This window comes from Pseudomonas zanjanensis (genome assembly GCF_014268745.2).
In the GTDB taxonomy this organism is placed as follows: domain Bacteria; phylum Pseudomonadota; class Gammaproteobacteria; order Pseudomonadales; family Pseudomonadaceae; genus Aquipseudomonas; species Aquipseudomonas zanjanensis.
The window spans coordinates 1,903,129-1,927,526 of the sequence record NZ_JABWRB020000001.1 but is presented as its reverse complement, the minus strand read 5'-3'; the positions used below and the strand labels follow the sequence as shown (position 1 = coordinate 1,927,526).

Here is a 24,398-nt window from a genome sequence, read left to right as displayed (position 1 = left end):
CCTTCCCCGCCGCAGACCAAAGAAGCCCGGCGTGCAATAACTATGTACCACCTTTGTCCATCCATCGTTGCCTAGTCTGGCTGCTTCTGCCCCTTCGCGCCGTCTTGCGGCGCCTTTGATCGAGAAGCAACGATGACCACCACGCCCCTGCTATTTCCCGAGGTCCTGAACGCCAAGCGCCCGGACGAGTTGACCGCTCCCCACGGGCTGACCCAGGCCGACCTCGACTGGTTGCACCATGTCTCCCTGCCCAGCCATGCCCAGCGCGCGGCGCAGACGCCGACGATGTTCGCCGAAACGATTCTGTTGCAAGCAGAGGAAAAACCACCCATTGCACTGGCCGGCTGTTTCGCCCTCTGCGCCTCGTCGAACGGTAGCCAAACCAGCACCGCCCCGGCGTTCCTCTATACGCCAAGTGGTGGAATCGAAAAGTTCGACAACCGGGCATCCCTCGAAGAAGAGATTGACCGGATGCGTCAGGACACTGCGCAGCGCGACGATCTGTTTCGCCTCCTGTCGATTTCCCAGTACAGCGAATTGAACAGCACCACCGACATCAGACAAACCAGGCAAATCATCGACGGGGATATTTTCAGGGCCCAGATCGAGTCCATCGAGAGCGCGCAGAGCATCAATGCCCTGGCCTTGGTGAATGAGCTGATCCAACTGCCCTCGTTAAGATCAATGCTTGATCAAGTATTGAACGAAGCGTTGCCACGCCTGGATCATCGGCAAATCCGCTTGGCATTCACCAAGGGAACCCATCCGGCGGATCCAAAGGCAATCCCGGTAACTGAAAGCATTCCGCTGAGCGAGGCAGTCCTGGACTACTTCCATCATCAGGGCTGGCCGGCCGGGTATGACATCGACCTGACTCATCCAGGCACACTGGCATCGTTCTACTCGGCGCAGCAATGGGAAAACTTCATAAGGGACACGGCCAAAACACTGATTCCGACGCTGATCAGCTATATCGACGCCTTTTGGGAGGGACGCACGGCGTCTTTCTATATGTCACGACGCAAGCTTTTGTCTCGCGTCATTCACGATGAGCTATGGGCGTGCATTGTGATCGAACGGGAGAAAAGACAACTGACGGATGAGCAGAGTCGTGAGCTGTTTCGGCTATTCCGATCGTCTCGGCGAGACGAGACATTGATGTTCATCGAAACGATTCGACTCTGGGAATATGAACCGAATTACGTGGAGCTTGCCGGTTCCATGATGATCAGCGCCAAGGGACATTATCTTTATACGCCCCTCGAAGGTTTTCAAAAGATAAGCAACTATTCAGGTTTCAAAGACAGGCTGTTCGGTCAATCCGCCAGCAGCGCAGAAAAGGAAAAAATCTATAGCCTCCTGAGCCTGGAAGAGCGCAACCGCTTCCTGCACTTCGATGAGCCGCAGCTTTCGGGCAAGCCACTGGACTTGCCGGTGGCCGACACCCTGGCAAGCGCGATCATCGAGAAGCAGAAGAATAACTTCCATTACGCATTGGAAATGTCTCGCCAGGCCGATGTCGACATTCATTCGCTCATCGACAAGGCTCTGGATATACGTCCTTTCATTCACAAAAGCCTCTTGAATCAGCCAACCGCCGGGCATTGGGGCACTCATCCCGCGTTTCATGGAGAGCTGCGCCCATCCAATTTCATGGCCGATCAACTGGAAACAAAGATCAAGAGCTATACCGACGTGGAAGAGGCTTTCGACGGACTTTTCAGTCAGCTACCGACCTCCCCGAACGCTTCGCTGCACAACCGGCTCAGGCCGCTGCTGGCCGAACTGACCAATGTTTTTTCTGTGGGTATCCGCGCCGAGGCCGAACTCCGGGAACTGGATTCGAGCCTGCCGTCGATTGCCCATGAGCTGATCAGTACGGTTTTTGCCTATGACGCCGAGTACCCGGACCGTTCGCAGCGTAAAGCCGTCAGGGGCTTTCGGCCGGATGTCTATTCGTTGACGCTCGCTTGCAGTGAAGAAGGCCGAACGATTCAGTTGCCTCTCGCCCATTGTTTTTTATTAACCGAGCGTGGAGGACTCGATACGCCCCACTCAGGCATGGCGATTCTTTGGACGCCCGCCGATGGCTTGCAGGCTTTTCCTTGCGTCGAGGTGGCCACCCGGCAATTGAACCGAGACCTGCTCGATTCGCAAAGACGCTTTGCTTTACTCGAGAATCTAACGGCGCCTCAACGCCTGCCACATAGACGCTACCAACTCCATGCGTATGAACTGATCGAAAATAATGTGCTGCTGAATCGGATGAGTTCGTTTATCAAGCACTTTGAGGCCGAATATGGCTATCTGAGCACATTAAAAGCCGGGGATTGGCGGCTTACCGGACCGGCATTGGTCAAAAGTCTTCAGGCACTCGTGAGCAAAGGGGCGCCTACCAATCTGAAACACGTCACATCTATCGCCCAGGCCAATAAACGCCAGCAGACACTACCTGCCTGGCTTGGCACGGCATCCCTTGAAGAAAAGCGCCTGCACGTAGAAGTGCTCGAGCAATATAAAAACAGCGTGTCCGATGGCAAGGACTACCTGGATGGTATCGAGCCCCTGCGAACTTATGTGCAAAAAAAACTGCACACGCTATTGGACGCGCGCTTTCCTCGGAAAAACCTGGACCCTGAAACTATCCAGATCACGCCCAACCTGGCGATCGTGGGGCCAGCTAGTTCGTTGACTGACTTTGCCTTGCATCACGTCGATGTGACCGAAAAAGGCTTCAAGGTTTCGTCAACCTCCACGCAGCCGTTACCCGTTGGCTTGGACGAGACGGCGGTACGGAAAATGTTGTTGTCGCTGGAAATCCCGACCACCTATAAAAACCATGTAACCCAAGCACTTTCCGGCAGCCCTGCGGATACTCAGCCGAGAAAACGGCGCTTTCGCCAGCAGCTCCCTTGGCAATTGTTGCAATACGCTCATGCGCGGTATCTACAGCAGCATCTTTCTCCGAGGGCGTTCGACCTGGTCCGGCAAGTAATGGACATGCCGGATGCCATCGCTCGTCAAGCGGTCGAAGGCGCCAACGCATTCTTCCGCCCTTTGGAGTTGATCAAAACCGAAGGCGGTGCCGCGATCAAAGCGCTGGGGCTCTACCTATTCAGCTCGACTAGCGATGCAACCAGCCCTCACGTCTTGTATTCGCCCTACCATGACGGTAATCAATTACATGAGTTCAAGGATGAAGCCAGCATCGTTGCCGCATTCAATACACCCGGTGCACTCCAGGATTTGTTGATTCGCCGGCTTCCCCAGGGCCAACAAGCCACATTCAAGAATCTCTTCGCGTCCACGCGCGCAACGCAATCGGAAGTGACCCTGGGCTTCAACCCCATCAATACAAATATTCTGCATACGCTGTATGAGGACAACACCGCATTACTGGCAGAGATGCTGACCGCGCAAAACCAGGACCATCGTCAATTTGACTGGGCAACGGTTCTCCATGCCTTCAGCTCCGGGGTCAGGATGCTGGGAAGACAGTTACCGGCCAAACTGACATTCCTGGAAACGCTGTGGGAGAGCTATCAGGACTTCAAGGGCTCAGCCGAAGCCTTGCAACAGCATGACTGGAAAACAGGCCTGCACAACTTCATCGCGGGCGCCGCGGAGATGGTGTCGCTTGGTTTCCTGAATCGCGGCGATACCTTCGGTATTCTCGACCCTATCGAACCGGTTCCTGAAAGTGCTACGCCAGCGACAAGCTGGAAGGACATCGCTTGCACGGCTGCTATGCGCACCGACCTTCAGGTCTTCGAAGCCTCGGACGTGAGCCTCTCGAATCTCCAGCTGGACTGGACCGAAGGGGTCTACAAGGCCGTGGCGAATGGCAAGTTTTTTGTCCCCCTCGCCGGCAAGGTCTATCAAGTGGCAAAAGCCGGCCAGACCTGGCGAATCATTCACGAACACGGCGAAGGGCCTTTATTGAAAAAATCGGCGGATGGCCGGACGTGGGGAATCGATCCACAGCGCCAAACCATCCGATTTGGCAAGGCCGGGTCGAAGATGGCCATTACCTATAGCGACTTCAAGGCCAAGGGATCACTGAATATTGAGGCACGGGGCATGGCCGAGATACGCAGGAAATATCCGTTCCGGGCCAATGCGATCGTGCAGGCCTTGGAAACCGCGAGGTTTTACTCGTTCAATGCCCTTCAAAATCTCCACGCACTCAAACAGCAGGTTCTTCCGGGCTCTCGGCTGGATCGATACCTTAGATTTTTTTTTGGAGTGAGCAGCGTCGATGCCCGCCTCATTAGCAAAATAGAGAACGCGATTTCGCCGATATGCCAGGCATTGGCCAACCCCGCCTGGGAGCAAATGAATGCGGATCGCATCGTTGTCGGCACCCTTAAACACCTGGAAGACAGGGCGACAGCCTTTGTGCTCGAACCCGCAGCCGTCGGGAGAATTTATATCACTCAGTTTTTCTTCGAAATGGGATTGGATTGGTATAGGTCCGTCGTACCAGAGTCCTTCAACGTCGACGCCCATGCCCAAGGAGCGACGTTCATCCATGAAATCTCCCATCAGCTTTTCAATACGATCGATATCATCTACCTGGATGCGCCGATGCCGTTCCTGGACTTGATTTCAACCGCCACTTATCTAGGGAGGGAGAAATACGAAACACAAAAGGAGCTGCAACAGAATGGGCTTTCGTTGAACACTCCAAAATCAAAACTCTTTACGCAATGGGACGAGACTGATAACACATTCAAGGGCATTGAGCTGTTGTCCGTCTATAAGGGGACCGCCCGGGAAATCCTGAAAATAACCGGCGCCAAAAACATGAATGAAGCACGTGACGCATTCCTCGACCCGATTTTGCCGGACACGCGCATCGACGTCATACTACGCAACGCCGACTCCATCACCCTCTTGATTTGTGAATTGGGGCGGCAACTTGATGTGCGTTCCTCTCGATAACTTGCGGTGTCCTGATCCGGGCAAGGGCTGTTGATCTTTTTTTCACGCCAGGTATGCGACGGTACGCCATGACCCAGGTTCGAGCGAAAAAACAGGCTCATTGATGCGCAAACGCCATGACAGCAGTTCTCGGCAGCTCATGCCGAAGGTTAGAATGCGGCAAACCAGGACGAATCAATGACCGAACATACGCTCTCGGAAGCCGAATACGACGCCATTACCGATGCCGCAGCCCATTGGTGCATGCGTTTGCATGCCGTCGACTGCACCGATGCCGAGCGGCAGGCGTTCAAGCAGTGGCACGATGCCGATCCGCTGCATGCTTTCGAATACGAAGCCATGTTGGAAATCTGGGCGGTTGCCGATCATCTTCCGCGCGTCGAGCCAGCAGCCCCCGCCCCAGCGTCCAGGCCCCGGTCGCGTTGGAGCCGGTTGGCTGTCGCCGCCGCAGTGCTCGTCGTGGGCCTGCCCGTGGCCGCCTACACCGGTTGGAATCTGGGCTGGGTTGCCAATTCCTACGAGCGATTCGAAGCCGGCACGAGCGTCCGCCAGATCACGCTTGACGACGGCAGCCAGGTCGAACTCAACCTCGGCAGCGAGCTGACCTTCGCCAACTACAAAAACGAGCGCCGGGTGACGTTGAAAAAAGGCGAGGCGTTTTTTGACGTCACCCATGACAAACAACATCCGCTTGTCGTGCGCGCCGGCCAAGGCCAGGTGCGGGTGACCGGGACGCGCTTCAACGTCTGGATGTACCAGGACCAGGTACGGGTCACGCTGGTGGAAGGTTCGGTCAAGGTCATCAGTAACCAGGCGCTCACCCACAACGGCCTGCAACTTTCGCCGGGCATGCAAGCGAGCTACAAGGCGGGCGACCACCAACCGCAAGTCCGCGAGACCGATCCCAACGACAGCTCGCTGGCGTGGCGCAACGGCAAGTTGGTGCTGGATAACCTTGCCCTGAGCGACGCGCTGCCGCTGATCAACCGCTATCTCGAGCGTCCCGTCATGCTCGCTGACAACAGCACCGGCGGCCTGCGTGTCGGCGGTGTGTACAACATCAGCGAAGTGCAGAACCTCGTGGCTTCGTTGCCGAAGGTCCTGCCGGTCTACCTGACGCAGAACAAGGATGGCAACCCGGTGCTCAATTCCATTGGGCAACGGCCGGCTCAATAACTGAAAAGGCCCCTTTGGGACCTAAATTCTGTTCACTTAAAGGGAATGACGAACCTGTGGCGAGGGAGCTTGCTCCCGCTGGGCTGCGCAGCAGACCCATTTTGTGAGCGCTTCGCGCTCAAGCGGGAGCAAGCTCCCTCGCCACGGGTTTGCCGAACGCCTCAGGTACAACAGCGGTTATTGCGTCACCACCCTACCCGCCTCATCACGCTCACGGATGATCAGGACCTGATACTGCGGATCAGCCTTGATCTGCTGTTCGGTGAAGGGCAGCACACTCCACTGTTTCTGCGAAAACGCCTGGGTCTGGTCGGCCGAATAAGGCGAAGCAGGGTCGCTGGAAATGGAGAACGCCAACAGCCCCTGGGCTTGTGGACCTTTATCGTCAAACGTCACCACTTGCAGGTAGCTGGTACCGCTGACCACCTCTCGCCTGCCGTTCGCCCCCGGCACGCTCTGGATTGCGTTATAGATGCCCAACTCCCCGGGGCCGCCGTGGATCGGTGTCTGTCGGCCGCCGCTGCTGGCCACCTGGACGTCTTGCCATCGGCTGTCCTTCGACAATCCGGCCGCCTTCACTGCCGCCACCGAAGCCAGCATGGCTTCGCGCACGGCCTTGAGCACGGGCGGTCGCTCGATCGCCAGGCCGCGCGGGGTGTGTTGCGGGTCGTTGGGGTCGAACGCAACACGCCATGAATCAGGCAGCGCCTGCAACGGGTCCATGATGTGCTGGAAATGCACGAACCCCAAGCCGCTGTCCAGGCCGGCCTTGCGATCCCAGGCCTTGAGGCTGGCACAGACCTCGCCCAATGCCGAAGCATCGGGCCGCAGGTCACCGGCGCATACGCCGAGCAGGTCCGGCATCACCTGGTCAGCCAGGTAAACTTGATCGTCCATGACCATGTGTTGCAAATCCTCCACCTTCACCGGCCCGGCCTTGGCCAACTGGCCCATCCGCTCCAGCGCAAAACGCGCGCGCAGCCCCAGTGGCTTGCCGTGCTGGCTGATCAACGGGGAATAACCGGACAATGGCTGCGCCGGGTTGACCATCCACGCCGAATCGTTGGAGTTCTGCACATAATCACGGCGCAGCAACTGCGGGAGCTTGTCGGCGGCATAAATGCCCTCCTGTACCGCTTTGGCATCGCTGCCCCAGGCACATTCGCTGCGAGAACCATCCAGCACGATCATCTGCAATCCGGCCCTGGGATCGCTGCACCGGGCCAGTTTGTCGGCATCGACGTTCGGCACCACCGACACATTCATGTAGAGGCTTTGCCCCTGGTCGTCCACCGCCAGGGTATTGACCCAGGGAATGCCCTGGATTTTATGGACGGCGGCCTGCAAGTCCTTGAGCGTGACCGCTTTGTTCATGGCGTACCACTGGGCCAGCACCCGATCGTTTTCCAGGTTCGCGTCCCGCAGGCTGTAGGCGAACCGGTTATCCCAGTCCAGTCGGCCGGGCCATTGCACGATCGGGCCGAACTGCGAGCCATAGACCACGCGGGAAACCGTCTGCACCTGGCCGTCGGGTTGCTGGATGTCCACTGTGACCGTCTGCTGGCTCATCGGTACGGACTTGCCATCGAGCAAGTAGCGGGTCGGGTCCTTCGGGTCGAGTTGCAGGCGGTACAGGGTGAAATGCTTTGAACTGTCGACGGTGTGGGTCCAGGCCAGGTGCTGGCTGAAACCGATGTTGATCATCGGCAGGCCTGGCAGCGCCGCGCCCATGACGTCCAGCTTGCCGGGAATGGTCAGGTGCATCTGGTAGAAACGCATGCCGCCCACCCACGGAAAATGCGGGTTCGCCAACAACATCCCACGACCGTTGAACGAGCGCTCACTGCCGATGGCCAGGGCATTGCTGCCGCGCTCCAGGGCAAAACGCTGCTGCCGGGTCGCGGCGGCAGCGAAACTCGTGGCCGGAGCGGCGGCGAGCGCGGTCGCCTGGGGCGGTTGCGCACCCGCCAGGGCTTCGGCGAATTGGCCGACGCCGCCTTCCACCAGCAACCGACGGGTCAACTTGACCAAGTCCAGCGCAGTGATTGGCCGTACCCACTCGCTGGCGCACTGTTCGGGCAGGCCCTTGGCCTTGTGCTCGGCCAACGCGCGGTTGTAGCCCGCCGCATAGCCTTCGACCAATTGCTGCACTTGAGGCGCCTGGGCCTGCCAGAAACCGGAGACCGCTTGCGGCGTGTTGAGCCAGCTGAAGAACAGGTCGCTGACGCGGTTCTCCCGCTGTTCGACCGTGACCTGCTCGGGCCCGAAATAACGCGAGCGCTGGGCGTTGACCGTGACGATCTCATTGGCCAGCAAGCACAGGTTGTCCTGGGCGTAGGCATAGCCGATGCCATAACCCAACCCACGCTCGTCCTGAGCCCGGATATGCGGCACGCCAAAACGGGTGCGCCGGATCTCGGCACTGGCCTGCGCCCCATCGTCCTGCGCATTGACCACAGGGCTGAGCCCGAGGGCGATCCCTAGAAAAGCGCCTGCAAGGCCAACCCTCGATAACTGCCCGGACATTCTCACGTTCACTCCTGATGAAAACCGCAAAAACCAGGACGGCTACCGCTGCGCCTGTAGACAACACTCGGCCCGCCTGGGAAATCACACACCGCATGCTGAACCGGAATGTGCCTACCTTGAAAACGAACCGGATAAAAAAAAATTAATGGCCTGGCGCCGCTTGAGCACGGGGGTTTGACGAAGCCGGGGCAATTTTTTCACATCACCGCCTTCATGATTGCCCGTCCTCGTTCGTCCTATAACAGGAGAGTATTCGTGACCTTTTCTGATCAGGCTGGTAAGGAGTTTCTGCATGCGTAACGCGCAACTGCCCATGGAGGGCAAGCCAAGGCCGACCGGCGTCTCGCTGAACGCCACCCACCGTGAATTCGACAGGCCGCCAGAGCGCGGCGGCAACGACCACATCAGGCGCCTGCTCAAGAGCTTCGGGCTCAGGACCAGCCTGATTCGCCTCAAAGTCATCGATGCGCTGCTCAAGGCCGCCCACGAAAACCGCTGCCTGGGCGTGCGTGGTGTGCACAGCCAGTTATTGGGGCTGGACATTCCGTTGTCCTTTCTCAGCGTGCGCGAGGTGTTGAAGCGCCTGTGCAGCGAGGGCGTCGTGACCCTCAACCCCGATAAAAGCTACCGCCTGCACCCCAGCGCGATGGCCGTGCTCGAGGCCGAGGATTGAACCCGGCGCTCAGGGCTTGACCTTGCGCCGCATCACGCCGTTGATCACCACCACGATGACCGCCACGGCAATGGCGATGTATTGAAACAGCTGCTCGCTGATCATGCCCTGGCCCTGCATCCAGGACAGCCCCAGCATGATTGCCAGGACGACGAGGACGATCAGAATCGAGTATTTCAAACGTTGCGAATGAGTCATTGCCAATTTCCTGAATGTATCCGTTCTGTATCCGAAGGCTGCCAGGTCCATACCGTATTGCCGGAGTGACGGGCTGCCAAGGGGGCATCATGGTACAGCCGAAGGCGAGTCTTCGTGCAATCCCCTCGTTTATTCCTTGACCGACTAACCTCTAAAGCTGCATCACCCCAGGCCGATACAGTCAGGACTGCCCATCCGCTTGCTTTAGAAAGTCGCCTTCGTGCAAGGATTTTCCACATGCCCTCATTCCGAACGATTCAGGCTCGCTACACCCTGTTCCTGGTCATTTTCATGCTGGTGTTGTCGCTCCTGACCGTGGTGGGCATCAGTTACCTGGTCGCGCCCAAGCTGCGCCAGACTGAAGAGCAAGTGGCGCTGAACCGCATCGCCGAGGTTGCCGAGCAGATCCAGGGCGAACTGAACAAGGTGCAGGCGCAGCAACGCAGCATCACCCAGACCATCCCGTTGCTCGACAGCGATGCCATCGACAAAGTATTGCCGGGGCTGGTGGACCAGTACGGCGAGTTGAAAGTCTTCGGTGGCGGGATCTGGCCGTTGCCCAACCAGCGGGCCGAGGGGCGTAGCAAGTTCAGCACGTTCTGGCACCGCGACGCGTCCGGCAAACTGGTGGTCAATACCTTCTGGAACAGTGACGCCGCGCCCAACTATTACGAACAACCCTGGCACAAGGGCGGCATGGCCACCCCACCTGGCAAATGCGCCTGGGCCGCAGCCTATAAAGACGACGCCAGCGCCGAGCCTCGCACCAACTGCGCCATGGCCATCCAGAAGAACGGCGTGCCTTACGGCGTGTCCACCATCGACGTGACCCTGGGCTTCTTCAACGACCTGATTGCGCGCAAGGAAACCGACCTGAGCGCCGAGATGCTGATCGTCGAGGGCGATGGCAAGATCATCAGCAACAGTTCGCGCATCAGCGGTCCGATCGTGTTGAAGAATATCAGCGACCTGGCGGCATCCTCGCCATTCGCTGCCCAGGTCAAGGCAGGCCTGGCCAAGCGTGACCAGCCGTTGCAGCGGGTCGAATTCGACAACAAGGGCGAGGCCAGCACCTTCTTCATGCGCCCTATCGAAGGTTCGCCGTGGTTCCTTGCCACTGCGCTGCCAACCCGACTGATCACCGCCCAACGCGACGATGTGCTGAACACCTTGAGCCTGCTGCAGATCCCGATGGTGATCCTGCTGGTGTTGATGCAACTTTACGCGATCCGCCAATTGACCCACCGCATGAAGGTGCTCAAAGGCAACATCGACGCCTTGTCCACAGGCGATGCCGACCTGACCCGACGCATCATCATCCGGGCCGAGGATGAATTGGGCGCGATCGGTCATTCGGTCAACCGCTTCATCGCTTACCTGCAAGGCATGATCGGTGAAGTCACCCAGGCCACCGGCGCCATGGCGTCGAGCCTCGGCGATCTGCAGCGGACCTCGGCCCACACCAGCGAAATCCTGATGCGCCACGCCTCGGAAACCGACCAGACCGTGACCGCCATCACCCAGATGAGCTCCACGGCTGAAAGCGTCGCGCAAAACGCCGCCGAGACCGCCGCGTTCACCCAACGCGCCAACGAGCATGCCGACCGCTCCCGCGTGGTCGTCGGCGAGGCCTCCAACAGTGTGGTGGCGCTGATCGATGAGGTGGCCAGCGCCACCCGCAAGGTCGAGAGCATGCAACAGGACGCCCAGCGCATCACCGAAATCCTCGGCGTGATCGGCGCCATCGCCGGACAGACCAACCTGCTGGCCCTCAACGCCGCCATCGAAGCCGCCCGGGCCGGTGAGCAAGGCCGTGGTTTCGCCGTGGTGGCCGACGAGGTCCGCGCCCTCGCCGCTCGCACCCAGGCCAGCACCTCGGAAATCAACGAAATGCTGACCCGCCTGACCCAGGGCGTGAGTTCGTCGGTCTCGGCCATGGAAAACACCCAGGCCAGTTGCCAGTCGGCCGCCGATGCGACGTCACGGGTGAACTCGGGCCTGGACGAAATGGCCGGCTCCGTTAGCCAGATCAACAGCCTGAGCACCCAGATCGCCACCGCCGCCGAGCAACAGAGCGCGGTGACCGAGGAGATCAATCGCAGCATGGTGCAAATCCGCCACATGGTGGAGGAACTGGTGGAAAGCGGCCTGGCCAGCGAGGCCAATACCCGGCAACTGCTGGAAGCCAATACCCGGGTGAATGCGATCATGGGGCGGTTCAAGGTGCGCTGAAGCGTCGTCATTCTCCTGTGGGAGCGGGCTTGCTCGCGAAGACGGCCTGACAAACGACCTGTCTCTCCCGCCCGTACACCCATCAGATCTGTGGGAGCAAAGCTTGCTCGCGATAGCGGCGGATCAGCAGCAAGGTTGTGACTGACAAACCGCTATCGCGAGCAAGCGTTCCTCCCACAGGACTGCGTTCGCCCTTGCAACCTGACAATTCTGTAATCCCCGCCTCAGCCCCCTGTCAGCTCGTGCTCGCTACTCTGTTATCCTCCCTCCAAACCGTACGACACGAGACCACCTCCATGGCCAACCCCCTGCACCTGCTCGCCTTGAGCGCCCTGTTCCTCACCTCCCTGGCCCAGGCCGCCGAGCCGGTGACCATCGATGTGCACCGCGATGCCAATTGTGGCTGCTGCAAAAAGTGGATCTCGCATCTGCAAGAAAACGGCTTCAAGGTCAACGACCATGTCGAGGCCGACATGAGTTCGGTCAAGCAACGCCTGGGCGTGGCGCCGAACCTGCGCTCCTGCCACACCGCCGAAATCAACGGCAAATTCGTCGAAGGCCATGTCCCGGCCGATCAGGTGCTGGCGCTGGGCAAGCGCGATGACTTGCTCGGCGTCGCCGCGCCGGGCATGCCCATGGGCTCGCCCGGCATGGAAATGGATGGCATGAGCGACGCTTATCAAGTGATCGGCCAGAAAAAAGACGGGACCCAAACCGTGGTGGCGGATTACCCGGCCCACTGATGGGCGAAGCCTATCTCGGCTTGTTCCTGGCGGCGTTCGGCGCGGCGACCTTGTTGCCGCTGCAGTCGGAGGCCTTGTTGGTCGGCCTGTTGCTCAGCGAGCGCCACGAAACCTGGTTGCTGCTCGCGGTCGCCACGGTCGGCAACGTCCTGGGTTCGCTGGTGAACTGGTGGCTGGGCACGCGCCTGGAACACTTCAAGGACCGGCGCTGGTTCCCGGTCAGCCCGGCCCACCTGGACAAGGCTCGCCTGCATTACCAGCGCTTCGGCCGCTGGTCGCTGTTGCTCAGTTGGCTGCCGATCATCGGCGACCCGTTGACCCTGGTGGCGGGGGTGATGGGCGAGCCGTGGCGGCGTTTCCTGCTGATCGTGACCCTGGCCAAAGGCATGCGCTATGGCGTGCTCGCCCTGGCCACGCTGGGCTGGATGGGTTGAACGTTCGGGCCGTTCGGTTGCCTGTGGTTAATGTCGCCATAATCGGGTCGCGCCAGGATCGGCGGCGGCCACAAGGAGATCGACCATGTCCCGAATCATGCCCCGTTGGTTGCCCAGCCTGTTCCTCACCGCCGCCCTGCCCCTGCTCGCCCAGGCCGCCAATCCACCGGAAGGCCCGGCCTACGGTGCGCAGCTGGAAGGTTTCGAATACCCCTACACCCTCAAGCATTTCGCCTTACAGTCCCAGGGCCAATCCTTGCAAATGGGCTATATGGACGTGCCGGCCCAAGGCAAGGTCAATGGCCGCACCGTGGTGCTGATGCACGGCAAGAATTTCTGCGCTGCCACCTGGGGCGATTCGATCAAGGCCCTCAGCGAGGCCGGCTACCGGGTCGTCGCGGCAGACCAGATTGGCTTCTGCACCTCGAGCAAACCCGAGTATTACCAGTACAGCTTCCAACAACTGGCAACCAACACCCAGGCCTTGCTCAAGGCCCTCGGCGTACAGAAAGCCATCGTCCTCGGCCATTCCACCGGCGGTATGCTCGCCACCCGCTACGCGTTGCAGTTTCCCGATCAGGTCGAACGCCTGGCAATGGTCAACCCCATCGGCCTGGAAGACTGGAAAGCCTTGGGCGTGCCCTACCGCACCGTCGACCAGTGGTACGCCCGTGAGCTGAAGGTCACCGCCGAAGGCATTCGCAATTACGAGCGCACAACCTATTACGCCGGCCGCTGGAAACCTGAGTTCGACCGTTGGGTGGACATGCTTGCCGGCTTGAACAAGGGCCCGGGTCATGAGCAAGTGGCATGGAACTCGGCGCTGATCTACGACATGATCTTCACCCAGCCGGTCTACTACGAGTTCAAGGACCTGAGCGTGCCCACCCTGCTGTTGATCGGCACCTCGGACACCACCGCCATCGGCAGCGACATCGCGCCTCCGGCGGTCAAGGCCAAACTGGGCCATTACGAGGTACTGGGCAAGCAGGTGGCCGGGCTGATTCCGCGCGCGACGCTGGTGGAGTTCCCCAATCTGGGGCATGCCCCGCAAATGGAAGAGCCGGATCGGTTCCATAAGGCGCTGCTCGGCTGGCTGGACAAACCCATTCCCTGACGAGGTGATCCATGGCGGTGCAAATAGCAGTCATAGACGATTGGCAAGATGTGGCACGCGGCGTGGTGGATTGGTCGGTGCTCGACAGCGTCGGCCAGGTGACGTTTCTCCACGACTACCCCGCCGACCGCGACACCCTCGCCGAACGCTTGCAGCGCTTCGAGGTGATCTGCGTGATGCGCGAACGCACCGTGTTCGACGAAGGCCTGCTGCGCCGCCTGCCCAATCTCAAGCTGCTCCTCACCGGCGGCATGCGCAATGCCGCCCTGGACCTGAAGGCCGCCGCCGAATTGGGCATCCAGGTCTGCGGCACCGACAGCTACAAACACGCCACGCCCGAACTGACCTGGGCGCTGATCATGGCCCTGACCCGCAATCTGGTACAGGAGGCCAATGCCTTGCGCGCCGGCCTGTGGCAGCAAGGCCTGGGTGGCGACCTGCACGGCAAGACCCTGGCAATCCTCGGCCTGGGCAACATCGGCGCGCGGGTGGCGCAGTTCGGCCAGGTGTTCGGCATGCGGGTCATCGCCTGGAGCCAGAACCTCAGCGCCGAGCGAGCCGCGGAAGTGGGCGTGACCTATGTCAGCAAGCAGGCGTTGTTCGAACAGGCCGACGTGCTCTCGATCCACCTGGTGCTCGGCGAACGCACCCGCGGCCTGGTGGATGCCCAGGCGCTGGCCTGGATGAAACCCGAAGCGCTGCTGGTCAACACCTCCCGCGGGCCCATCGTCGATGAAACCGCCCTGATCGACGCTCTTCAGCATCGGCGCCTGGCCGGCGCCGCCCTGGACGTCTTTGCCCAGGAGCCCTTGCCTGCCGCCCATCCGTTCCGAACCCTGGACAACGTACTGGCCACGCCGCACCTGGGTTACGTCAGCCGACGGAATTACCAGCAGTTCTATTCCCTGATGATCGAAGACCTGCTGGCTTGGGCTGCGGGCACGCCGATTCGGTTGCTGACGCCGGCGGGCTGAACCCGCTCCTCAATACCCAGAACATCTCCTGCTGTGGGAGCGGGCTTGCTCGCGAATGGGTGTATCAGTCAGTAAATATGTGGCTGACAGGCCGCATTCGCGCGCAAGCCCGCTCCCACAGAAACAGCGTGTTTCAGCGCGGCATTGGCCATCAAAACGCCGCTATTCCAGCCGCCCTCCAATGGTGCATCGCGCCATTCCATCGCGCACGTCGATGAAACAGCCCCCTCCCCCTACACTTTTTTCTTTTCAGGAATGTGCACTTCGTCGGTGCGTATTCCCCGACGTCGTGTAAGACATTGCCGCTAAAAAACGTGATTGTCGGACAATGCGACGAACCGAGCCGCACCGCTCTAGGATCTGACCTAGACTGCTTAACCGGGGGGAAAACCGACCGGTCATCCAGACGAAAAAAAGTCGAAACTTTTCGCAACGGCGACAGGTCAGGTTAGAGGTAGGGCAATAGCGACTGGTGCAGTCCTTGCACTGGTCATTGCAACAGCTCCTTCAGCTGCTTCGCTTCGCCGCGTTTGGGTAGCCGTTCGCTTTCCTTCGTAGCGCTTGTGCGCCTGGCCGCAGGATTCGGCCAATGAAACAACAGCTCTGGCGCTTGCCGGAAACAGATCGAGAAAATGGGAGATATTTATGATCAGTGCTGCCTTGGAACCACAACAAGTCCGTTCTCAATTACCGCCGGCGGCCGAATCGCCGACGGCTCCGGTGTTGGCCACCGGCGGCAAGGCACTGCTTCCCGTCGCTCGACAGAACCCCAATCGCAAGAAAATCCTGTTCGTCACCTCGGAAATCGCCGACCTGGTCAAGACCGGCGGCCTGGGCGACGTGTCCTCGGCACTGCCCCGGGCCATGGCCGGGCTGCATGATGTCCGGGTACTGATCCCCGGCTATCCGCAAGTGATGAACAGCGGCAATCCGATCCACATCATCGGCGAACTGGGCGGCCACGCAGCGCTGCCGCCCTGCAAGATCGGGCGCATGGACATGGCCGATGGCCTGGTGATCTACGTCCTGATCTGCCCGGAACTGTTCGCCCGCGAAGGCTCCCCCTACGGTGCCAACAACGGCCGCGACTGGCCCGACAACCACATCCGCTTCGCCCGCCTGGGCCTGGCCGCCGCCGACATCGCCGCCAACCTCGCGCAGATCCACTGGTGCCCCGACCTCGTCCACGCCCATGACTGGCCAGCCGGATTGGCGCCCGCTTATATGCACTGGCGCGGGCAACGCACCCCGACCCTGTTCACCATCCACAACCTGGCGTACCAGGGCGTGGTCAGCCTCGCCTCCTGCCCGGAGCTGGGCATTCCCGAGCACGCCCTGCAACAGGAAGGCATGGAGTTCTACGGCAAACTGTCGTTCCTCAAGGCCGGGATGGCCTACTCCAGCCATATAACCACCGTCAGCGCCACCTACGCCCAGGAGATCACCACCCCGGCGTTTGGTTGCGGGCTAGACGGTTTCCTCGCGGCCAAGACCCAACAAGGCTTGCTCAGCGGCATTCCCAACGGCATCGACGAAAGCTGGGATTCGGCCACCGATTCGCACCTGTTCCGCCAGTTCGCCATCGGCGACTGGGACGGCAAGGCGGTCAACGCCAGCCATGTGCGTGAACTGTTTGGCCTCGACGACTCCACGGGCCCGCTGTTCGCCGTGGTGTCGCGCCTGGTCTACCAGAAAGGCCTGGACCTGACCGAAGCGGTCGCCGAGTTCATCGTCGAGTCCGGTGGCCAGATCGCCATCATCGGCCGTGGCGAACCGGAGGAAGAACAGGCCATGCGCGAACTGGCGCTGCGCTTCCCCGGCCGCATCGGCGTACGCATTGGCTTCAACGAAACCGATGCCCGGCGGATGTTTGCCGGCAGCGATTTCCTGCTGATGCCGTCGCGCTACGAGCCTTGCGGCTTGAGCCAGATGTACGCCCAACGCTTCGGCTCGCTGCCGGTGGCGCGCAATACCGGAGGCTTGGCGGACACCATCGAAGATGGCATCACCGGTTTCCTGTTCGATGAGTCCACGGTGGAGAGCTACAAACAGGCCTTGAGCCGGGCCTTCAAGGTCTTCGAGTTCCCCGACTTGCTCAACGCCATGCGCTGCCGGGCCATGTCGGCGCCGTTCAACTGGTGCAAGGCCGTGGAACCCTACGCCGAACTCTACGAACAGCTGGTGGCGAAGTCCCTGGGAAAATCGGCCAGACAATGAGGTAACAATGACGTCAAGGACGCCTGAAACATGGACCCACGGCGCGGTGATGCTGGATGACGAGCACACCCGCTTCGCCCTCTGGGCCCCGGATGCTTTTTTTGTCAGTGTCGAACTCGACACTGGCGATTCAATACCGCTACTGCCCCAAGCCGACGGCTGGTTCATGATCCAGACCCGTTGCCCCGCCGGCACCCGCTATCGCTACAACATCGACGGCGAGCTGGAGGTGCCGGACCCGGCCTCTCGCGCCCAGGCCGGCGACATCGACCGACACAGCGTAGTGGTCGACCCCCATGCCTACTCCTGGCGGCACACTCAATGGTCCGGTCGCCCCTGGCACGAAGCCGTGATCTACGAACTGCACGTGGGCGCCCTCGGCGGTTTCAATGGCGTCGAACAGCATCTGGCGCGCCTGGCCGGGCTGGGCGTCACCGCCATCGAGCTGATGCCGCTGGCGCAGTTTCCCGGTGATCGCAACTGGGGCTACGACGGGGTCCTGCCCTACGCGCCCCAGGCTTCCTACGGCACACCTGAACAGCTCAAGCATCTGATCGACAGTGCCCACGGTCATGGCCTGTCCGTCATCCTGGACGTGGTCTACAACCACTTCGGCCCTGACGGCAATTACCTGCACCGCTATGCCAAGGGCTTCTTCCGCGAAGACAAGCACACGCCCTGGGGCGCGGCGATCGATTTCCGCCGTCGCGAAGTGCGGGACTTCTTCATCGACAATGCGCTGATGTGGCTGTTGGAATACCGTTTCGACGGTCTGCGCCTCGACGCGGTGCATGCCATCGAAGATCCGGACTTCCTTCAAGAACTGGCAGCCAGGGTGCGCGAGCAGGTGGACCCGGTCCGGCATGTCTGGCTGACCGTGGAAAACGAACACAACCAGGCCAGCCTGCTGGAACAGGGCTACGACGCCCAGTGGAACGACGACGGCCACAATGCCTTGCATGTGTTGCTCACCGGCGAGACCGACGCCTACTACGCCGACTATGCCGAGCAGCCGACGGAACAACTGGCACGCTGCCTCAGCCAGGGCTTTGTCTTCCAGGGCCACATCAATCGCCATGGCGAATCCCGGGGCGAGCCCAGTGGCCACTTGCCGCCGAGCGCATTCGTGCTGTTCCTGCAAAACCATGACCAGATCGGCAACCGTGCCCTCGGCGAACGCTTGCATCAGCTCGCCGCCCCCCAGGCCCTGCAAGCAGCGACGGCCTTGTTGCTGTTGTCACCGATGATCCCACTGCTGTTCATGGGCGATGAAGCAGCGGCCGAACAACCGTTCCTGTTCTTCACCAGCCACCATGGCGAGCTGGCGGAACTCGTGCGCGAAGGCCGACGCAACGAGTTCAAGGCCTTCAGTGCCTTCGCCGACCCGCAGCAACGCGAGCGAATTCCCGACCCCAACGCGGCCGGCACCTTCGAGGCGTCACGCCCGAGCCTGGAACCGCAGCGACCGGAGCAACAGGCCAGCGAGGCGCTGTATCGCCAACTGCTGAAAATTCGCCGTGAGGACATCGTCCCGCGCCTGCCCGGCGCTCAAGCGCTCGGGGCCGATGTGCTGGGCCATGGCGCCGTCAGCGCACGCTGGCGACTGGGCGATGGCAGCGTGTTGCGCATCGACCTGAACCTTGGCGAACGCCCCGTCGAACACCAGGCCCCTGAAGAAGCACGCATTCTTTTCGAACATCCGCGGCAGGCCATGGGTCTGTTGCAACAGGGCGTCCTTGCGCCCTACAGCGCGCTGGTCAGTCTGACGCAGGCGACAACCTTGCCCACCATCACTGGAGAGCGCCTATGAGCGATGCGCAACTGGAAATCCTCGCCGGCCGAGCGGGCCTGGCGGTGGATTGGATCGATGCCAATGGCAGGGCCCAGAAAGTCTCGCCGGCCGTCCTGCGCTCGGTCCTCACCGGCCTGGGCCATCCCGCCGGCAGCGCCCAGGAAATCGACGCCAGCCTGCTGCAGTTGCAGGAAGATCAACAGAACCATCAACTGCCACCGCTGATCACAGCCGATGTCGGGGCCAGCCTGGACTTGGGCCGCTACTTCGAGGCCGGGACGCCCTGCGAAATCAAACTCGAAGACGGCGCGACACTGCACCTGAACCTCGATGCCGAGGCCAGGCTGCCAGGGATGGTCCCGGTGGGCTATCAGCACGTCCATATCCAGAACCAGCATTTCACCCTGGCCGTCGCACCGGCCCGCTGCTACAGCGTGGCCGATGCGGTGGACGACCCGACGCCACGGGCCTGGGGCCTGAGCGCGCAGCTGTACGCCTTGCGACGCCCCGGCGACGGTGGTTTCGGTGACACCCAGGCGCTGGAAGAACTGGCCCGGGTGGCCGGCGAGCGCGGTGCCGAGGCCATTGCCATCAGCCCGATGCACGCCATGTTCAGCAGCGACACCGGACGCTACAGCCCTTATTCGCCATCCAGCCGATTGTTTCTCAATAGCCTGTACGCCGCGCCTGGCACCATCCTCGGTGAACGCGCCCTGCGCACCGCCATCGACGCCACTGGTTTGACCAATCAACTGCGCAACCTGGAAGAACAGCCGCTGATCGACTGGCCGGTCGCCGCCCAGGCCAAGCAGAAAATCCTCCGCGCCCTGTATGACGGGTTCAGCCAGGGCGCACACCCGTTGCACGAAGACTTCAGCAGTTTTCGTCACAGCAGCGGCGAAGCACTAGAGAACCATTGCCGCTTCGAAGCCTTGCAGGCCGAACGCGCGGCCCGGGGCGAAAGCCTCGACTGGCGGCAGTGGCCGGAAGAACTGCGTGATCCACGCAGCCCGGCGCTGGCCCATTTCGCCGAGGAAAATGCCGATGAGATCGGCTTCTACGCCTTTTGCCAATGGCTGATTGCCCGTTGCCTGGAACGCGCCCAAAGCGCCGCCAAGTCCAGCGGCATGGGCATCGGCCTGATCGCCGACCTGGCGGTGGGCGCCGACGGTGGCGGCAGCCAGGCCTGGAGCCGCCAGGACGAACTGCTCGCGTCACTGACCGTGGGCGCGCCGCCGGACATTCTCAACCGCTCCGGCCAAGGCTGGGGCATCTCGGCGTTTTCCCCGGAAGGCCTGGTACGCAACGGCTTTCGCGCCTTCATTGAAATGCTGCGGGCCAACTTCGCCCACGCCGGCGGCTTGCGCATCGACCATGTGATGGGCTTGCAGCGGCTCTGGGTGATCCCTAACGATGCCCCACCCAGCGATGGTGCCTACCTGTATTACCCAGTGGACGACCTGCTGCGCCTGCTGGCACTGGAATCCCATCGCCATCAGGCCATCGTGCTCGGCGAAGACCTCGGTACCGTGCCGGATGGCTTGCGGGAAAAACTCATTGCCCGCTCGATCCTGGGCATGCGCGTACTGTTGTTCGAACAGGACAACACCCACTTCAAGCCCATCCTCGACTGGCCGGACAACGCCCTGGCGACCACCAGCACCCATGACCTGCCGACGCTCAACGGCTGGTGGCACGGTCATGACATCGACTGGAACGCCCGGCTGGAGCTGATCGATTCGCCCACCGAGATGGACTGGCGCAAACACCGCGAGCGCGAACGCGAAGGCCTGCGCCAAGTGCTGAACCAGGACCCACAGAATTTTCGCGAAGAACATCGCGAGACCGACCAAGTGCTCGATGCCAGCGTGCGCTTCCTCGGCCACACCCGCGCGCCGCTGGTCTTGCTGCCACTCGAAGATGCCCTGGGCATCGAGGAGCAAGCCAACCTGCCCGGCACCATCGACACCCACCCCAACTGGCGCCGCCGCCTGGCCCAACAGAGCCAGGCGCTGCTGGACCACCCGGACGCCGCCCGGCGCCTGGAAATACTCGCCTGTGCGCGACTTCAGGCGAACGAGCGTGACCGATGAAACAGACGTTGATCCAACCCCTGCGGGCAACGTTACGCCTGCAGTTCCATAAAGGCTTCACCCTGGACGATGCCATCCCCCAGGTGCCGTACTTCGCCTCGCTGGGCATCAGCCATATTTATGCTTCGCCGCTGCTCAAGGCCCGGGCCGGCTCCATGCACGGCTACGACGTTGTCGACCCGACCCTGGTCAACCCCGAACTGGGTGGCGAAGCCGCGCTCAAGCGCTTGGTTGCAACGTTGCGCGAGCATCGGATGGGCTTGATTCTCGACATCGTGTCCAATCACATGGCCGTTGGCGGCAATGACAATCCCTGGTGGCTGGATTTGCTGGAATGGGGACGCCTGAGCCCTTACGGCGAGTTTTTCGACATCCAGTGGCATTCCCCGGACCCGCTGATGGAAGGCCAGTTGTTGCTACCGTTCCTGGGCAGCGACTACGGCGTGGCGTTGCAGGAAGGCACCCTGCAACTGCGCTTCGATTCCGCCCACGGCAGCTTCTATGTCGAGCATTACGAACACCGCTTCCCGATTTGCCCGATGCACTACGGCGAGCTGCTCAGACCCGCCGAAACCCTGCCCGTCGAACAGGCCGAACCGCTCAAGGCCCTGGCCGAGCGCTTCACTACACTGAATTACCAGACCGATGCCCACACCCTCGCCTGCCCGCTGCAAGCAGAGTTGCAGGACTTGGCGGCACACGCTGGCATTCTCGCTGCCATCGAGGACAACCTGGGGGCCTACGACTCCACCCAACCCCAGGGTTTCGAACGCCTGCATCAGTTGCTGGAGCGCCAGAGCTACCGACTCGCCAGCTGGCGCACCGCAGCGGACGACATCAATTGGCGGCGTTTTTTCGATGTCAACGAACTGGGCGGGCTGCGGGTCGAGCGCCCGGCCGTATTCGAAGCCACCCATGCCAAGATTTTCGAACTGATCGGCGAAGGCTTGGTGGATGGGCTGCGGATCGATCACATCGACGGTCTCGCAGACCCTCGCGGTTACTGCCGCAAATTACGCAGGCGTCTTGACTCGTTGTCGCCGTCGCGGCACCTGCCGATCTTCGTCGAAAAAATTCTCGGCGATGGCGAAACCTTGCGGCGGGATTGGAACATCGATGGCAGTACCGGCTACGAGTTCATGAACCAGGTCTCGCTGCTACAGCACGACCCGGCCGGTGCCGCCCCCCTCGCCGAATTCTGGAGCCGGCACAGCGAGCGGCCGGCACACTTCATTGAAGAAGCCCGCCTGGCTCGCCAGCAGATTCTCAATGGTTCCTTGGCCGGGGATTTTGAAAGTGTCGCCCAGGCCCTGCTGCAAGTGGCCCGGGACGATGTGATGACCCGCGACCTGACCCTCGGCGCGATTCGGCGAGCCTTGCAGGCGTTGATCGTGCATTTCCCGGTGTACCGCACCTACATCACGCCCATGGGGCGCTCCGCCGAAGACGAAGTGTTTTTCAACCAAGCCCTGGAAGGTGCCCGGCAAACCCTCAGCGAAGCCGACTGGCCGGTGCTCGATTGCCTGGCCGGCTGGCTCGGTGGAATGCCCTGGCGACAACGCCCGCGGGGCAGCCAGCGTAAACGCCTGCGTCACGCCTGCGTGCGCTTCCAGCAACTGACGTCGCCGGCGGCCGCCAAAGCCGTGGAGGACACCGCGCTCTATCGCTCGGCGGTGCTGCTGTCGCGCAATGACGTCGGCTATAACACCGAGCGCTTCAGCGCCCCGACGCAAGAGTTCCACCACGCGTGTCTCGAGCGTCTCGAACACTTCCCTGACAACCTGATCACCACCGCCACCCACGACCACAAGCGCGGCGAAGACACCCGCGCCAGACTGGCCGTACTCAGCGAACGCGCCGATTGGTACGCCACCTGCGTCGAACAATGGCGCATCCTCTCGCCTTCGCTGCACAGCGATCCGTCTGCGCCCTCGGCCGGTGATGAACTGATCCTCTACCAAGCATTGCTCGGCAGTTGGCCGCTGGACCTCGACCTCCAAGACCACAAGGCACTGGCCGAATACAACGAGCGCCTATGGCAATGGCAACGCAAGGCCCTGCGCGAAGCCAAGCTGCAAAGCAGCTGGGCGGCGGTCAACGATGCTTATGAACAAGCCACCCAGATGTTCCTCGAACGCTTGCTGCTGGGCGATGAGGGGCTGCCCTTGCGCAGCGCCATTGCCGAGGCGGTCCAAGCCATGGCGCCGGCGGGTGCGCTCAACAGTCTGGCGCAAACTTTGCTGCGCATGACCGTACCCGGCGTGCCGGACCTGTACCAAGGCAACGAGTTCTGGGATTTCAGCCTGGTGGACCCGGACAATCGCCGCCCGGTGGATTTCCAGGCGCGCCGCGAGGCAATGCATGCCGACAACACGCCGGCCGCGCTGGTACGCGATTGGCGTGACGGCCGGATCAAGCAGGCATTGATCGCCAGGACGTTGGCCATGCGGGCCGAGTACCCGCAGCTATGGCGCCAGGGTCGCTACCAGCCGTTGGAAGTGCTCGGCGAGCAGGCCCACCGGGTGCTGGCTTTCATGCGTGAGGACTGGCAGCAGCGAGCGATCATTGTCGTACCTGTCCATGTGGCGCATTTGCTGGAAAACAGTGCCGTGCCGCTGGTGGTTGCGTCGGATTGGGGCGATACCCGCGTGTCGTTACCGTTCGCCGCCAAGGATGAAAAACTGAAGGGATTTTTTTCAAGCGCAACAGTCACACCCCAAAGGGAGCTGCTGATCAGCGCCGCGCTGGGGAATTTCCCGGTCAATGTCTTTATCCAATCTTGAGTTGAATCAGGAGCACTGCGATGAGTACCGACGATAAACGCATTCGTGAATTCGCCTATCAGATCTGGGAGTCCGAGGGTAAGCCCACCGGGCAGGAAAAACGCCACTGGGAGATGGCGCGCAAGCTCGCCGAAGCCGAAGCGCTGGCGCCGAGCAAGCCACCCAAGGCCGCGAGCAAAGCGGCGGCCAGCAAGACCGACGGAGCCAAACCTGCTACCGCCAAGAGCACCACGGCCAAGACTGCCGCGAAGAACACCACGCCCAAGGTCAAGCCAGCGGCCAAGCCTTCCGCGGCGACTGCAGCGACAGTGCCACCGGTCAATAAAGCCGCTGACAAGAAGCCGCGGGCACCGCGCAAGCCGCCGGCGGTTTGATTCGTCCTATCGGTCTCCTCGCTGGGTGGGAGCAAAGCTTGCTCGCGAAACAGGCACCCGTATGCCTGAAGGAACGCGTTGCTTGATCGCGGGCAAGCCTTGCTCCCACAGAGTAGCCA

15 protein-coding genes are annotated in these 24,398 nt (G+C 61.3%); 13 read left to right on the top strand and 2 right to left on the bottom strand.

Annotation, left to right across the window (positions count from 1 at the left end; genetic code table 11):
* The first annotated feature begins 132 nt into the window (after nucleotides 1-132).
* Nucleotides 133-4,944: a dermonecrotic toxin domain-containing protein gene (locus HU715_RS08075; RefSeq protein WP_186705705.1), complete on the top strand. Its 4,812-nt coding sequence runs from the start codon at nucleotides 133-135 to the stop codon at nucleotides 4,942-4,944.
* A 177-nt stretch (nucleotides 4,945-5,121) separates the two neighbouring features.
* Nucleotides 5,122-6,120 (top strand): FecR family protein, encoded by a 999-nt coding sequence (locus tag HU715_RS08070; protein WP_186705706.1) that lies wholly within the window; start codon nucleotides 5,122-5,124, stop codon nucleotides 6,118-6,120.
* Nucleotides 6,121-6,297: 177 nt separating this feature from the next.
* Here HU715_RS08070 and pvdQ read toward each other — a convergent pair whose 3' ends face one another.
* Nucleotides 6,298-8,646: a bifunctional acylase PvdQ gene (pvdQ, locus tag HU715_RS08065; RefSeq protein WP_186705707.1), complete on the bottom strand. Its 2,349-nt coding sequence runs from the start codon at nucleotides 8,644-8,646 to the stop codon at nucleotides 6,298-6,300.
* Nucleotides 8,647-8,941: 295 nt separating this feature from the next.
* Between pvdQ and HU715_RS08060 the strand changes: the two genes are divergently transcribed.
* Nucleotides 8,942-9,322 carry a fe2+ zn2+ uptake regulation protein gene (locus HU715_RS08060; protein ID WP_186705708.1) on the top strand — a complete coding sequence of 127 codons (381 nt, stop codon included), beginning with the start codon at nucleotides 8,942-8,944 and terminating at the stop codon, nucleotides 9,320-9,322.
* Between the two features lie 9 nt (nucleotides 9,323-9,331).
* Here the strand turns inward: HU715_RS08060 and HU715_RS08055 are convergent, their stop codons facing one another.
* Complete coding sequence (locus HU715_RS08055) at nucleotides 9,332-9,520, bottom strand: hypothetical protein (RefSeq protein WP_186705709.1); 189 nt, start codon at nucleotides 9,518-9,520, stop codon at nucleotides 9,332-9,334.
* Between the two features lie 237 nt (nucleotides 9,521-9,757).
* On the opposite strand from HU715_RS08055, the gene HU715_RS08050 reads away from it, so the two are divergent.
* The 10 genes from HU715_RS08050 to HU715_RS08005 all read left to right on the top strand — a co-directional run bounded on the left by HU715_RS08050 (nucleotide 9,758) and on the right by HU715_RS08005 (nucleotide 24,279).
* Nucleotides 9,758-11,752 (top strand): methyl-accepting chemotaxis protein, encoded by a 1,995-nt coding sequence (locus tag HU715_RS08050; RefSeq protein WP_186705710.1) that lies wholly within the window; start codon nucleotides 9,758-9,760, stop codon nucleotides 11,750-11,752.
* A gap of 296 nt (nucleotides 11,753-12,048) precedes the next feature.
* Nucleotides 12,049-12,495: a DUF411 domain-containing protein gene (locus tag HU715_RS08045; protein ID WP_186705711.1), complete on the top strand. Its 447-nt coding sequence runs from the start codon at nucleotides 12,049-12,051 to the stop codon at nucleotides 12,493-12,495.
* The gene (locus HU715_RS08040) at nucleotides 12,495-12,929 is read left to right on the top strand and encodes a YqaA family protein (protein ID WP_186705712.1); all 435 of its coding nucleotides are present in this window, start codon (nucleotides 12,495-12,497) and stop codon (nucleotides 12,927-12,929) included. The genes HU715_RS08045 and HU715_RS08040 overlap by 1 nt, the downstream gene beginning before the upstream one ends.
* An 85-nt stretch (nucleotides 12,930-13,014) precedes the next feature.
* Nucleotides 13,015-14,046, top strand: a complete 1,032-nt coding sequence (locus tag HU715_RS08035; protein ID WP_186705713.1) for an alpha/beta fold hydrolase — start codon at nucleotides 13,015-13,017, stop codon at nucleotides 14,044-14,046.
* 11 nt (nucleotides 14,047-14,057) lie between these two features.
* Nucleotides 14,058-15,020, top strand: a complete 963-nt coding sequence (locus HU715_RS08030; RefSeq protein WP_186705714.1) for a D-2-hydroxyacid dehydrogenase family protein — start codon at nucleotides 14,058-14,060, stop codon at nucleotides 15,018-15,020.
* A gap of 645 nt (nucleotides 15,021-15,665) precedes the next feature.
* Nucleotides 15,666-17,237, top strand: a complete 1,572-nt coding sequence (glgA, locus tag HU715_RS08025) for a glycogen synthase GlgA (RefSeq protein WP_186705715.1) — start codon at nucleotides 15,666-15,668, stop codon at nucleotides 17,235-17,237.
* A 7-nt stretch (nucleotides 17,238-17,244) separates the two neighbouring features.
* Nucleotides 17,245-19,047 carry a malto-oligosyltrehalose trehalohydrolase gene (gene treZ, locus HU715_RS08020; protein ID WP_186705716.1) on the top strand — a complete coding sequence of 601 codons (1,803 nt, stop codon included), beginning with the start codon at nucleotides 17,245-17,247 and terminating at the stop codon, nucleotides 19,045-19,047.
* Complete coding sequence (malQ, locus tag HU715_RS08015; RefSeq protein ID WP_186705717.1) at nucleotides 19,044-21,122, top strand: 4-alpha-glucanotransferase; 2,079 nt, start codon at nucleotides 19,044-19,046, stop codon at nucleotides 21,120-21,122. The genes treZ and malQ overlap by 4 nt, the downstream gene beginning before the upstream one ends.
* Entirely contained in the window at nucleotides 21,119-23,905 is a 2,787-nt protein-coding gene (locus tag HU715_RS08010) for a malto-oligosyltrehalose synthase (RefSeq protein ID WP_186705718.1), read from the top strand. The genes malQ and HU715_RS08010 overlap by 4 nt, the downstream gene beginning before the upstream one ends.
* A gap of 20 nt (nucleotides 23,906-23,925) precedes the next feature.
* The gene (locus tag HU715_RS08005) at nucleotides 23,926-24,279 is read left to right on the top strand and encodes a DUF2934 domain-containing protein (protein ID WP_186705719.1); all 354 of its coding nucleotides are present in this window, start codon (nucleotides 23,926-23,928) and stop codon (nucleotides 24,277-24,279) included.
* The last annotated feature ends 119 nt before the right edge of the window (nucleotides 24,280-24,398 follow it).

Coding starts and splice junctions, on each gene's coding strand:
- treZ (WP_186705716.1), top strand. CDS start 17,245: ATGACGTCAAGGACGCCTGAAACATGGACCCACGGCGCGGTGATGCTG.
- HU715_RS08060 (WP_186705708.1), top strand. CDS start 8,942: ATGCGTAACGCGCAACTGCCCATGGAGGGCAAGCCAAGGCCGACCGGC.
- HU715_RS08040 (WP_186705712.1), top strand. CDS start 12,495: ATGGGCGAAGCCTATCTCGGCTTGTTCCTGGCGGCGTTCGGCGCGGCG.
- HU715_RS08005 (WP_186705719.1), top strand. CDS start 23,926: ATGAGTACCGACGATAAACGCATTCGTGAATTCGCCTATCAGATCTGG.
- HU715_RS08050 (WP_186705710.1), top strand. CDS start 9,758: ATGCCCTCATTCCGAACGATTCAGGCTCGCTACACCCTGTTCCTGGTC.
- HU715_RS08055 (WP_186705709.1), bottom strand. CDS start 9,520: ATGACTCATTCGCAACGTTTGAAATACTCGATTCTGATCGTCCTCGTC.
- HU715_RS08035 (WP_186705713.1), top strand. CDS start 13,015: ATGTCCCGAATCATGCCCCGTTGGTTGCCCAGCCTGTTCCTCACCGCC.
- HU715_RS08075 (WP_186705705.1), top strand. CDS start 133: ATGACCACCACGCCCCTGCTATTTCCCGAGGTCCTGAACGCCAAGCGC.
- HU715_RS08045 (WP_186705711.1), top strand. CDS start 12,049: ATGGCCAACCCCCTGCACCTGCTCGCCTTGAGCGCCCTGTTCCTCACC.
- glgA (WP_186705715.1), top strand. CDS start 15,666: ATGATCAGTGCTGCCTTGGAACCACAACAAGTCCGTTCTCAATTACCG.
- malQ (WP_186705717.1), top strand. CDS start 19,044: ATGAGCGATGCGCAACTGGAAATCCTCGCCGGCCGAGCGGGCCTGGCG.
- pvdQ (WP_186705707.1), bottom strand. CDS start 8,646: ATGTCCGGGCAGTTATCGAGGGTTGGCCTTGCAGGCGCTTTTCTAGGG.
- HU715_RS08010 (WP_186705718.1), top strand. CDS start 21,119: ATGAAACAGACGTTGATCCAACCCCTGCGGGCAACGTTACGCCTGCAG.
- HU715_RS08030 (WP_186705714.1), top strand. CDS start 14,058: ATGGCGGTGCAAATAGCAGTCATAGACGATTGGCAAGATGTGGCACGC.
- HU715_RS08070 (WP_186705706.1), top strand. CDS start 5,122: ATGACCGAACATACGCTCTCGGAAGCCGAATACGACGCCATTACCGAT.